At 72.3% G+C, this 11,987-nt stretch carries 8 protein-coding genes and 1 pseudogene; 1 reads left to right on the top strand and 8 read right to left on the bottom strand.

Annotated features, from left to right (window positions below; translation table 11 throughout):
- Positions 1 to 6: 6 nt before the first annotated feature.
- The 6 genes and pseudogenes from ABZ249_RS16990 to putP form a co-directional block, all read right to left on the bottom strand.
- Positions 7 to 1,218, bottom strand: a pseudogene (locus ABZ249_RS16990) (AGE family epimerase/isomerase); the annotation flags it as partial.
- Between the two features lie 105 nt (positions 1,219 to 1,323).
- On the bottom strand, positions 1,324 to 2,184 hold the full coding sequence (locus ABZ249_RS16985) for an alpha/beta hydrolase (protein ID WP_355263364.1): 861 nt from the start codon (positions 2,182 to 2,184) through the stop codon (positions 1,324 to 1,326).
- 97 nt (positions 2,185 to 2,281) lie between these two features.
- Complete coding sequence (locus tag ABZ249_RS16980; RefSeq protein WP_220563812.1) at positions 2,282 to 3,607, bottom strand: acyltransferase; 1,326 nt, start codon at positions 3,605 to 3,607, stop codon at positions 2,282 to 2,284.
- A gap of 289 nt (positions 3,608 to 3,896) precedes the next feature.
- Positions 3,897 to 4,727, bottom strand: coding sequence for an ammonia-dependent NAD(+) synthetase (nadE, locus tag ABZ249_RS16975; RefSeq protein WP_220563813.1), 831 nt, complete (start codon positions 4,725 to 4,727; stop codon positions 3,897 to 3,899).
- A gap of 39 nt (positions 4,728 to 4,766) precedes the next feature.
- Positions 4,767 to 5,405 (bottom strand): putative glycolipid-binding domain-containing protein, encoded by a 639-nt coding sequence (locus tag ABZ249_RS16970; RefSeq protein ID WP_355263360.1) that lies wholly within the window; start codon positions 5,403 to 5,405, stop codon positions 4,767 to 4,769.
- 97 nt (positions 5,406 to 5,502) lie between these two features.
- Entirely contained in the window at positions 5,503 to 7,080 is a 1,578-nt protein-coding gene (putP, locus tag ABZ249_RS16965; RefSeq protein ID WP_355263357.1) for a sodium/proline symporter PutP, read from the bottom strand.
- A gap of 399 nt (positions 7,081 to 7,479) precedes the next feature.
- Here putP and fxsT point away from each other — a divergent pair, with 399 nt between their 5' ends.
- On the top strand, positions 7,480 to 10,011 hold the full coding sequence (gene fxsT, locus ABZ249_RS16960) for an FxSxx-COOH system tetratricopeptide repeat protein (RefSeq protein WP_355263354.1): 2,532 nt from the start codon (positions 7,480 to 7,482) through the stop codon (positions 10,009 to 10,011).
- Positions 10,012 to 10,033: 22 nt separating this feature from the next.
- On the opposite strand, the gene ABZ249_RS16955 is transcribed toward fxsT, so the two are convergent.
- Positions 10,034 to 10,237, bottom strand: a complete 204-nt coding sequence (locus ABZ249_RS16955) for a DUF397 domain-containing protein (RefSeq protein ID WP_220563817.1) — start codon at positions 10,235 to 10,237, stop codon at positions 10,034 to 10,036.
- 589 nt (positions 10,238 to 10,826) lie between these two features.
- Positions 10,827 to 11,909 carry a ribonucleotide-diphosphate reductase subunit beta gene (locus ABZ249_RS16950; RefSeq protein WP_220563818.1) on the bottom strand — a complete coding sequence of 361 codons (1,083 nt, stop codon included), beginning with the start codon at positions 11,907 to 11,909 and terminating at the stop codon, positions 10,827 to 10,829.
- Between the last annotated feature and the right edge of the window lie 78 nt (positions 11,910 to 11,987).

Genomic DNA, 11,987 nt, shown 5'->3' with positions numbered 1-11,987 from the left:
CTCGCGCACCGCCGCCGCCAGGGACACCGACAGCGGCAGCTGCGGCAGCAGGGTCGCCTGGTAGGCGTGGTACACGTCCGGCTTGCCCGCCCACACCGTGGCCGCGGGCCGGTTCCGCGGGTCCAGCTCGTGGTGCCAGCTGCCGTGCTCGAAGTCCAGGTGGTGCCGCTCGGCGTAGTCCCACCACTGCTCGTAGTACTCCAGCAGGGTCCGGTCGCCGGTGTGCAGGGCCAGCGCCCACGCGGCCATGGTCGCCTCGGCCGCCACCCAGTGCATGCGTTCGCGCACCACCGGGCGGTCGTCCCAGTCCAGGGTGTAGACGAAGCCCTCCGCGCCGTCGACGTTCCAGCCGCGTTCGACCGCGTGGGTGAACAGGGACCGCGCGTCCGCGCGCAGCCACGCGGGGACCGGCTCCCCCGCCCGGCCCAGGGCGATCTCCAGGTGCACCAGCAGGCGCGCCCACTCCAGCAGGTGGCCGGTGGTGCTCCCGAACGGCCGGAACGGGTGGTCGGGGTGGTCCCGGTTGTAGTCCGGCAGGGGCCGCCAGTCGGCGGTGAAGTGCTCGGGCAGCCGCCAGCCGTGGTCCGCCGCCACCCCGTGGATCAGGCGCTCGGCGATGGCCAGCGCCCGGCGGGTCCACACGGCGTCGCCGGTGGCGTCGGCGGCGGCCAGGAACGCCTCGACCGCGTGCATGTTGCTGTTGGCGCCGCGGTAGTCCTCGGTCTCGGTCCAGTCCGCGTCCCAGCTCTCCAGCAGGGCCCCCGCGGACTCGTCCCAGAACCGCTCCTCGATCACGGCCAGCGCCTCGTCCAGCAGCTCCCGCGCGCCCGGCCGGCCCGCGACGGCCGCCGAGGCCGCGGCCAGCGCGACGAAGGTGTGCGGGTAGGCGGACTTGCGGCCCTCGGAGCGCTCCCGCGGGACCTCGTCGAACCAGCCGCCCCGTTCGGCGTCGCGCAGCGGCCCCCGCGCCAGTGCCCGCACGCCGTGGTCGGCCTGCTCGGCGGCCTCCGCGTCGCCGCGCAGGTGGGCCAGGGAGAACACGTGCGTCATGCGCGCGCTGATCCAGGTCTCCACCGGCCGGTCCGGATCCACCCGGCCCCGTGCGTCCAGGGCTCCGAACCCGTCCGCCACCGTCGAGGCGGCGGCGAAGCCGCGCAGGCGCGCCTCCTCCTGCCTCAACCGACCGGGGTCGCCCGGGGGCCGCTGCGTCACAGTCACATTCCCTCGCCTCTTCCAGCGCCCGGACCCAGGGGACGGGCGGCCGACATGGACTCAGGACAACGTTGACACAGCCCCCGGGGGACGGTCACCCCGTCCCCCCGCTTAACGGTCCCCGGGCGGCGTCCCCTCCCCGGATCCGGCGGCCGAGCGCGCGTGCCGCCGCTGTCCCAGGTCCGCCGAGCGGCAGGTCCACCTGATGTGCTCGGCCACCGACACGGGGTCGTCCGCCATCGGGATGTGGCCGCTGCCGATCAGGGAGACCATGCGCGCGGTGGGCACCCGGCGGTGCGCGTGCTGGGCGCTGGACGGCAGCAGGGTGCGGTCGCGGTCGCCCCAGGCGATGGTGACGGGGCAGTCGATCGGTCGGGCCGCGAAGTCGTACTCGGCCACGCGCGGGATCATCCGGATGAACGGCGAGCCCTCCTGGAGCCCGCGGACGCTGAAGTGGGTGGCCTTGGCCTGCGGCGTGGACGGGTCCCCGCGCAGGACGACCCGGGCCAGGGCCCGGGCGGGGGCCGTGCTCGCCAGCCGCTCCTTGACCGGCATGGGCACGCGGGTGGCCAGGCGGGCGAAGGCGTCCACCGTGCGCAGCCCCCAGCGGCCCAGCCTGTCGGAGAACCCGGCTGGCGAGAACACCGTCACCGACCCGGCGACCCCCCGGACGCCGAGTTCGAGCGCGATGGACCCGCCCAGCGAGTTGCCCGCGACGTGGGGGCGCTCCAGTTCGTGGAACCGGCAGAACGCCTCCACGGCGTCGGTCATCGAGATGATGTCGTAGGGGTCGCCCATCGGCGGCGCCGGGGTCCGTCCGAACCCCGGCAGGTCGACGCAGAAGACGCGGTAGTCCCCCACCAGCCGTGGGAGGACCGCGCTCCAGCTCTGGCGGCGGTCGCCCAGACCGTGGAGGAGGACCAGCGGGCGGCCGGTGCCCCGTTGTTCGAAGGCGATGCGTGTCGGATCCATGAGGCTCTGTTTACCCCGGGGCGACGGGGCACCCCGGGGTACGTGGACGGATTCTGAACGGAATCTGTCGTTTTCACACCCGGATCTCACCTGGCGGCTACGCCCGGCGACGCTCCGGTGACCGGGTGAGAAAGACGCCGGCGAGCACCAGGAGCAGGCCGAGCAGCGGGCCCGCGCCCAGCCCCAGGCCGGTCACCGTCAGGGTGAGCAGGCCGCCGCCGGTCAGGGCCGCCGCCGCCAGCACCTGGACCAGGCCGGGCGAGCCGGACAGCACCTTGGGCGGGGTCTCGAACCGCACCGCCCAGTGGGCCAGCGGCAGGACCAGCGGCACCACGACCACCAGGCCCAGGACGCCCCACACGATCCACAGCCAGGTCATCGGCTCCGGGGTGTTGATCCCCAGGCCGAACACCACGACCCCGGCGACCACGCTCATCGGCAGCATGTGCCACAGGTAGACCGTCATCAGCTGCGGGCAGATCCGGTCCAGCAGGCGCGCGGGACCGGGCTTGTCGGCCCAGGCGCCGATCGCCTCGCGGGCCAGCAGGGCGACGCCGATCTGGAGCGCGCCCAGGGCCTCCAGCACCAGGGTCGGCGGGGCCACGTTGGAGGTCTCGGCGGCGAACACGCCCGTCATGTTCAGCGAGTACGGGCCGAACACCACCAGGGTGAGCGCGGTCAGCGCGCCCGCGCAGGCCAGCAGGGCGGCGTGGACCCGGCGGACGCGGCCGGTCACGTAGAGGAAGCCCACCTGGTGCACGGCCAGCCAGACGAACGCGACGTTGAGGTAGCCCAGCCACTCGACGCCGGCGCTGAACCGGGTCACGTCGACGGCCACCGAGCCGGCGGCCAGGGCCGCCAGGGTCCACCAGCCGAAGCGCTCCTGCGCCCGGACCAGGACCGGCGTGCAGACCACCACCAGCACGTACACCGCCAGGAACCACAGCACCATGCCCGCGGCCCCCGCGCCCACGAGCACCGGCTGCGCGGGGGCGCCGCCCAGCACCAGCACGTGGGAGACCACGATCCACAGCACCGCCAGGGGCACCACGGGCCAGGCGAGCCGGCGCAGCCGCTTGGCGTACCAGGTGGCGACGGGGACGCCCTTGCCCGAGGCGGCCCGCCAGCTGATGAGGTTCGCGGCGCCGCCGACGAAGAAGATCAGCGGCATCACCTGGGAGACCCAGGTGAGGGCGAAGCCGCCCTCGGTGGTCAGTACGCTCCCGGCGTCGAGCATGCCCTGGTTCTGCGCCAGGACGGGGAGCCACCAGTGCTGGGCGACGACCAGCACCATGACCAGCAGGCGGAGGACGTCGAGGAAGCGGTCCCGGCCGGCGGCCGGGGCGCTGTGCGACTCGACGCCCGTGAGGGTCCGGGCCGTCTGCGGGGTCGGCGGGCCCTCGGGGCCTGCGGTCACGGTCATCCGATCACTCCTTGGGTCTTCCTGCCGGCGGGCCCGGACACGCGGGTGTCCACGAAAGGGCCGCACCGGCCGGTTTCAGGGGGGAGGACGCGCACACCCGCGCCCCGTCGAAGGGATCGCGCCCGGGCGGGGGGATCGGCCACCGGACCGGGCGCTTCGTATTCCACGACCTTAGGTGTGATCTACCGGGGATCGCGATGGATCTGACGCCTCTTTACCAGGGGCGGTTCATCCGACCCCGAATGGTGGTGCGCGCACCACCACGGCCGGGGTCCCCGCCCCCGTGACATCAGGGTGCGGTGGGCAGGGCCCGCTTGTGCGCGGTGGCGCGGTAGCGGGCCACGAGGGCCTCCTCCACCTCCGCGGGGACGGGCAGGCCCTCCAGGAAGTCGTCGATCTGCTCGTAGGTGAGGCCCAGGGCCTCCTCGTCCGGCTTCTGCGGGGAGAGGGTCTCCAGGTCCGCCGTGGGAACCTTGGCCACGAGGTCGTCCGGGGCGCCCAGGGCGGCGGCCACGGCGCGCACCCGGCGCTTGGTGAGCCCGGTCAGCGGGACGAGGTCCGCGCCGCCGTCGCCGTACTTGGTGAAGAAGCCGGTGACGGCCTCGGCGGCGTGGTCGGTGCCGACCACCAGGCCGCGCAGGCCGCCCGCGACCGCGTACTGGGCGATCATGCGCTGGCGGGCCTTGACGTTGCCGATGGCGAAGTCCTCGGCCCCCGCGTCGGAGTAGGCCATCCCGGCCTCGCGCAGCGCCGCCGCCATGGCCTCGGTGGCCGGGCGGATGTCGACGGTGAGGAGCCGGTCGGGCCCGGTGAACGCGGTGGCGCGTGCGGCGTCGTCCTCGTCCTTCTGCTCGCCGTGGGGCAGGCGCATCGCGACGTACTCGGCGTCGCCGCCCGCGGCGCGGACCCGGTCGACCGCCAGCCGGCAGAGCCGCCCGGCGGTGAGGGAGTCGACTCCCCCGCTGATCCCCAGGACCAGCGCGGTGGCCCCGGTGGTGGTCAAGCGCTCGGCGAGGAAGGCGACGCGGCGCTCGATCTCGGCGCGCACGTCGAATTCCGCGGCGACCTCCAGGTCGCGGATGATCTCTCGGCGGTCCCGGCCGGGCTCCGTGTCGGTCACGTGGTGTCCCCCTGGGGATGCGGTACGGCTGTTGGCCGATTATCGCCTGTCCGCAACACCGGATGTGACATCGGCGACCTGTTCGTCCGATTTCGGTTCCCCGGACAGCCGGCGGGCGAACCGCTCGTAGTCCACGACCAGACCGTCCCCGTCGACCGTCAGCCGGTACTCGCCGTGCAGCGGGTCGCGGTAGGTGTACACCTCCAGGCCGTCCTCGGCCGGGTGGCGGGTGTAGCGCTGGCGCACCCGGCGCACCCGCAGGGACGGCACGTCGATCCAGGCCACCGCGATGTCGCGGTACTCCCCCGGGCGCAGGCCCAGGCGGCGGATCGGCAGGGTGTTGGTGAGCGGGGTGGCGGCGACGTCCGCGTCCAGGCAGCCCACCAGCTCCGGCAGGGGGCGCCCCCCGGCGTCGGACCAGTGGCCGTCCTGGGCGGTGAGGCGCACCGAGGACGGCCCGCGCGCGGAGAGCACCTCCACCTCCACCTCGCGGGTGGTCCAGGCGAGGTCGGCGCGGACGCCGAAGCGCACGAAGTACCCGGCCCCGTCGTCGTTCACGACGGTCTCCCCGGCCTCCAGGCGGTACCCGTCGGGCGCGGGAAGGAGGGCGCCCAGTCCGAGCCCCTCCGGGACGTCGGTCCGGGCCCAGGCGGCCGGGTGTTCCTTCGGTAACGACATGTCACCGTTCTACCGTTCCGGGACCTCGGCCGCCAAGCCCGTCAGGGGCCCGTACCGCCTCGGCGGCACGGGCCCCGGGAGGAGTGCCGGGGTCCGGTCAGACCGAGGCGTCCTCGACGGCGGTCGGACCGCCGCCGGAGCGGATCTCGGCCTCGACCCGGTCGAAGTCGGCGGCCATCTGGTCGCTGACCCTGCCCAGGCCGTTGAACACGAAGATCGCGGCGAAGCTGAGGGCCGCGGCCGGGACCATCGCGTACAGGCCGGTGCCGAAGACGGCCGCGTCCAGGATGTCCCACAGGATGGCGGTGGCGCCGCCGGCGATCATGCCCGCCAGCGCACCGGCCCAGGTCATCCGCTTCCAGAACACCGACAGCAGCAGGATCGGCCCGAACCCGGCGCCGAACCCGGCCCAGGCGTAGCCCACCAGGTCCATGACCGACCGGTCGCCCCACAGGGCGATGGCCGCCGCGCCCAGGGCGACGGCGATCACCGCTCCCCGGCTGATCCACAGCAGGGTCTTGGGGCTCGCGTCGCGGTCGACGAACGCCTTGTAGCCGTCCTCGGTCAGCGCCGAGGAGGCCACCAGCAGCTGCGAGTCGGCGGTGCTCATGACCGCGGCCAGGATGGCGGCCAGCAGCAGTCCGGCGACCAGCGGGTGGGACAGGGACTCGATGAGGAGCGGGAACACCTGCTCGGGGGTGGACAGCGGGGTGTCGAAGTAGGCGATGCCGATGAACCCGACCAGGACGGCCAGGGCCATGGCGGTGACCGCCCAGGTGACGCTGATGGTGGCGGCGGCCGGGATGTCCTTGACCGAGCGGATGCCCATGTAGCGGGCCAGGATGTGGGGCTGGCCGAAGTAGCCCAGGCCCCAGGCCAGGCCGGAGATGATGACGACCGCGCCCAGGGTCTCGGTGGACACCCACGCCCCGGCCTCGCCGTCCAGGGAGGTGCCGCCCACGGCGGAGAGCAGGCCGTCGCTCTTGGCGGCGACACCCTCGGTCAGGCCCGCGAAGCCGCCCAGGGCGGTGATGGCCAGCACCGGGACGACGAGCAGGGCCAGCCACATCATGGCCGCCTGCACGACGTCGGTGTAGGAGACGGCGAGGAATCCGCCCAGGACGGTGTACAGCACCACGATGCCCACGCCGATGGCGATGGCCGGGGCCGGGTCCAGGCCGAAGACCTGGTCGAACAGGGCGGACATGGCCACCAGGCCGGAGGCGACGTAGAAGAAGTAGAAGACGATGATGAGCAGCGAGGACACCGCGCGCAGCAGGCGCGTGGGGTCGTTGAACCGGTTCTCCAGGAAGGAGGACAGGGTCAGCGAGTCCGAGTCCCCGCCCGTGCGGGCGTCGGTCACCCGCTGGGTGTAGACCCGCAGGCGCGGGGCCAGCAGGATCCAGCTGCCGGCGAAGCCGCAGGCCAGGCCGACGGCGATCCAGGCCTCGCCCAGGCCGGAGACGTAGATCGCGCCGGGCAGGCCCAGCAGCAGCCAGCCGCTGAAGTCGCTGGCGTTGGCGCTCAGCGCCGCCACCCAGGGGTTGAGCTGGCGGCCGCCCAGGACGAAGTCCGATTGGGACACGGTCTTCCGGTAGGCCCACAGGCCGATGGCGACCATGACGGCGAGGTAGACGCCGAAGGTCCCCACAGCCCAGAGTGTGAACTCGTTCAAGTCCGTTCCTCTCGTCGAGAACGCGCCGGGGTTCCTTACGCGTTTCTTACGTGTACTGCCCCGGGATCATCACCATTTGTTCCGCGGGTCACAACACCCGGCCTCGGAAAAACACCACTTCGAGACCTCGCCGAGTCATGGAGCGGGAAGGATTGTCCGCCGCGCCATGCCCCCGGGTGAACTTTCGTCCGCTGGGACAAAAGAACCGAACGCGACTCGATCCCCGGTCCGCACCGCCCGCCCCGCACCGGTATCGACATCCCCGGAACCGCCGCCTAGCCTGGGATCAGGGCGGTGACCGGCCCTCCCCGCGCCCCCGCCCCGCGACGACCCCCGTTCCCGTCCGAGAGTCGAGGACGAACGGCCTTCCCGAGCCGCCGTACAGAAAGCGGGAGGACCATGACGAGCGGAACCGGCCGGACCGGCGGGCGCCGCCGCGGCGACCACCCACCGGTGATGGGCGGCGTACCCCCCGCCGACCCCGACTTCACCGGCCGCGAGGCGATCCTCGAACAGATCCACGACGCCCTGCACCGGAGCGGGGACGCCCGCTACCTCATCGAGGGCGGCAGCGGTGTGGGCAAGAGCCTCATCGCCGGCCAGTACGCGCACCGGTACGCCGACCACTACGACCTGATCTGGTGGGTGCCCGCCGCCACCGACATCGACGCCAACGGCTCCTACCTGCGCCTGGCCGAGCAGATCGGCCTGGACGCCTCCTACGACCACATCGCCCGCACCGTCCGGGACGTGCGCCGGGCCCTGGCCCACGACCCCGGGATCGGGTCCTGGCTGCTGGTGTTCGACGGCGCCGCCGACCTGGAGTCCCTGGCCGCCGACTACATGCCCGAGGGCGGCGGCCGCGTCCTCATCACCGGCCGGGACCGCCGCCGCCCGCACCGCGGCGTGCCGGGCCTCATCGACGGCCGCGTCGTCCCCCGGCTCGACACCGCCGAGAGCCTGTCCCTGCTGCGCAGGCTGTGCCCCGAGCGGCTGGAGCCGATCGGCGCCGGGGAGCGCCTGGCCGAGCAGCTGGAGCACCTGCCGCTGGCCCTGGCCCAGGTCGGCGCGTTCCTGCGGGAGTCGTCGCTGGGCACCGAGGAGTTCCTGGAGCGCTTCGAGGAGCGGTACACGGACAAGGTCACCCGGATGGGCGCCGACGACGAGCACACCGCCCCGCTGGCGGCGGCCTGGGAGATCCAGGCCGAGGAGCTGCTCGCCGGGGACGCGACCGGGCGGGCGGTGGTCGAGCTGGCGCGGCTGTGCGCCTTCCTCGCCCCGCTGCCGCTGTCCCGGTCGTTCTTCGCCCGCGCCCGGGACCTGGCCGCCACGCCGGAGCAGGAGGAGCTGTTCGGCGACGAGGCCCGGCTGGACCGGGTCCTGGAGTTCATGCGGCGGCGACGGCTCGCCTCCGTGCGGCCCGGCACCTTCCACCTGCACGAGCTGTTCCAGGAGGTCATCCGCGACTCGATGCCCCTGGTGGAGAAGGTGCGCTACCGCGACCTGGCGCGCCGGCTGCTGGCCCACAACGACCCCGGGGACCCCGCCGACCCCGCGTACCGCGACCACTACCTGCTGATGCACGCCCACGTGAAGGCCTCCCAGGCCTGGTCCGGGCGCGACCCCCGGGTGCGCGCCCTGGTCCTCAACGTGATCGGCTTCCTCACCGAGATCGGCGAGTACGCCAAGGCGGTCGGCGTCGCCGACCAGGCCGTCAACGCCTGGGGGGACGACCCCGTCCTGCTGCTGCACGCCCGGCTGCGGCGCAACATGATCCGCCGCCTGCACAGCGAGTACACCACCGCCCTGGCCGAGGCGCGCGACATCCACTCCGCCGAGGTGGCCCGCGGCGGTCCCGACTCCGACGAGGCGCTGGAGGCGCTGCGGGCGATCGCCATCGCCCTGAGCGGGCTGGCCAGGTTCGACGAGGCCGAGCGGCTGTTCCGGAGGATCCTCGACCACCGCCGCGACCGGGCGCCCGCCGAGCCGCCCACCCTGGAGGCGGCGCACGACTACTCCCAGGTGCTGCTGGAGCAGGGGAGGTTCACCGAGGCGCTGGAGGTGTCCGAGCGGAACCTGCGCGAGCGCGTCGCCCTGCTGGGGCAGGACCACGTGTCCACCCTGCGCACCGACCTCAACCTGGGGCTGACCCTGATGTTCCTGGGGCGCTGGGAGGAGGCGCGCGACCGGCTGGAGGGCTGCATGGCGCGGTTCGCCGCGCAGTCGGCCGCCGACACCCCGCACGCGCTCCAGGGGCTGCTGTTCCAGGCCGCCGTGTACCGCGCCCTGGGCGACACCGGGGCCGCGCTGGAGCACTCCGCCCGGGCGCTGGCCCTGTACCGGCGGCGCTACCCGGCGACGGTGCGCCAGGCGCTGTACGGCCGGGTGGTGCACATGGTGACCCTGGCCCTGGCCGGCCGCGGCGAGGAGGCGGCCGCCGAGGTGCGGCTGCTGCTCCCGGCGACCGACGAGCGCTTCCCGGCCGACCACCCGTTCCCGGCCTGGGCCCGGGTGGGCGCGGGCATCGCCCTGCGCTCCCGGCAGGCGTTCGCCGCCGCGGCCGACCTGGACCGCGCGGCCCTGGAGCGGCTGCGCGCGCTCTACGGGGCGGGCTCGTTCAACACCCTGGCCGCGGCTCTCAACCTGGCGACGGACCTGTACGGCCTGGAGCGGTACGAGGACGCGCGCGCCCTGGACTCCCTGACCGAGGCCGACTGCCGGGCCCTGCTGGACCCGGGCCACCCGGTCATGCTGACCGCGCGCCGCAACCACCTGGTGAGCCGCCAGGCGCTGGGCGACGACGTCAAGGAGGAGTGGACGGACCTGTACCGGCTGTTCCTGTCCCGGTACGGACCCGCCCACCCCGCCACGGCGTCGATGACCTCCTACACCCGCCAGGACTGCGACGTCCCGCCGGTCGTCGCGGTGTAGGAGGGGGAACGAGGGTGGGCCGTCAGATCTTGGCAGTCGCCAGGAAGGTGGTCCATTCGTCGTTCTTGAATCCGAGCCGGGTGAGGTCCGGGTTCACCGAGTCACGGAAGTGCGATTCACCGGACTCCAGGTTCAGCACCTCACAGCACGCGCCGACATCATAGGAATAGCGGGACTTCCGCCACTGCCCGAAGAATGCCGAACCGTTTTCCGAACGACTGACCATTATCCGTCCACTCTGACTGATATAGCCATGCTGGCCAATGAAAATTTATGCACCCAGCACCGAAAGCCAGACAAATGCAGATATAAGCCACTACAGAAATAGGCCACCCGAGACCCGGATGCCTCGTGTTCACACTGGAGCTTGCCGCACGATCCCGGTGCCGGGCGCAGCGAACAACTCTTTTTTCCACGCGGAACACACGGCGCACAAGCAACACAAGGAGAAGAGGAGATCGCTTTTGCGTAACGTTGCGCGCGACATACCGACCCCGGAAAGAAGCTCGAAAACCGAGGGCACTTCGTGCCCGGATGTCTTTTTATACATCCGCTGATTGACTTCTATGCATTCCCCGGGCCGGCTCCCGGCGCCGGGGACGGCGGCGGCCCGGGTCGCGCGCCTCGACCCGGGCCGCCGCGGCGGGGAGGACGGCCTCCCCTGGAGAAAAGGTACTGCCCGAACCGTCCGGGGGGAGCGATTCGCGTACTTCCGACACGCCTTGTTCACCGACGCGCGGGAGGGCGAACGCGAACGGCCCCCCTCCCCCGCCGCCGACAGGGGAGAAGGGCCGGGTCCAGTGGACCGCCAGGGACTAGTCCCAGTCCAGGCCGCCGCCGGTCTGGTACTCGATCACGCGGGTCTCGAAGAAGTTCTTCTCCTTCTGGAGGTCCATCATCTCGCTCATCCACGGGAACGGGTTCTCCGTCTCGCCGAAGATGGGCGCCAGGCCGATCTGCTCGGCGCGGCGGTCCGTGATGAAGTGCATGTACTTCTCGCACAGCTCCGAGTTGAGGCCGAGGATGCCGCGCGGCATCGTCTCGCGCCCGTAGGCGACCTCCAGCTCGCACGCGTCGGTCAGCATCTGCCGGACCTCCGCCTGGAACTCCTCGGTCCACAGGTGCGGGTTCTCGATCTTGATCTGGTTGATCACGTCGATGCCGAAGTTCAGGTGGATCGACTCGTCGCGCAGGATGTACTGGTACTGCTCGGCGATGCCGACCATCTTGTTCCGGCGGCCCAGCGACAGGATCTGCGCGAAGCCGGTGTAGAACCACATGCCCTCGAAGATCACGTAGAACGCCACCAGGTCGCGCAGGAAGGCCTGGTCGGCCTCCGGGGTCCCGGTGCGGAACTCCGGGTCCTCCAGGTTCTGCGTGTACTTGAGCGCCCAGGCGTCCTTCGCCGTGATGGACGGGATCTCCCGGTACATGTTGAAGAGCTCGCCCTCGTCCAGGCCCAGGCTCTCGCAGATGTACTGGAAGGTGTGCGTGTGCACGGCCTCCTCGAACGCCTGGCGCAGCAGGTACTGCCGGCACTCGGGGTTGGTGAGCTGGCGGTACACCGCCAGGACGATGTTGTTCGCCACCAGCGACTCCGCGGTCGCGAAGAACCCCAGGTTCCGCTTGAGCATGAGCCGCTCGTCCTCGGTGAGCCCGTCACGGGACTTCCACAGCGCGATGTCGGCCTGCATGGCGACCTCGGTGGGCATCCAGTGGTTGTTGCACCCGGCGAGGTACTTCTCCCAGGCCCACGTGTACTTGAGCGGGAGGAGCTGGTTGACGTCGGCGCGGGCGTTGATCATCGCCTTGTCGTCGACGTTGACGCGCGCGGCGTCGCGCTCGATCTCGCCGAGGCCGCTGGCGGCGCTCGCGGTGTTCTCAGAGGTCGCGGTCATGTGTCTTTCCTTCTCCGGGAGGGCCCGGAAACGCATCGTGGGGCTTGGGGCGGGCCGCCCTCCCCTGTCGGGGGGAGG

The sequence above is a fragment of the Nocardiopsis sp. NPDC006139 genome (genome assembly GCF_040614155.1).
Lineage (GTDB): Bacteria > Actinomycetota > Actinomycetes > Streptosporangiales > Streptosporangiaceae > Nocardiopsis > Nocardiopsis changdeensis.
The sequence above is the reverse complement of the archived record's forward strand: the minus strand, read 5'-3'. Positions and strand labels throughout refer to the sequence as shown.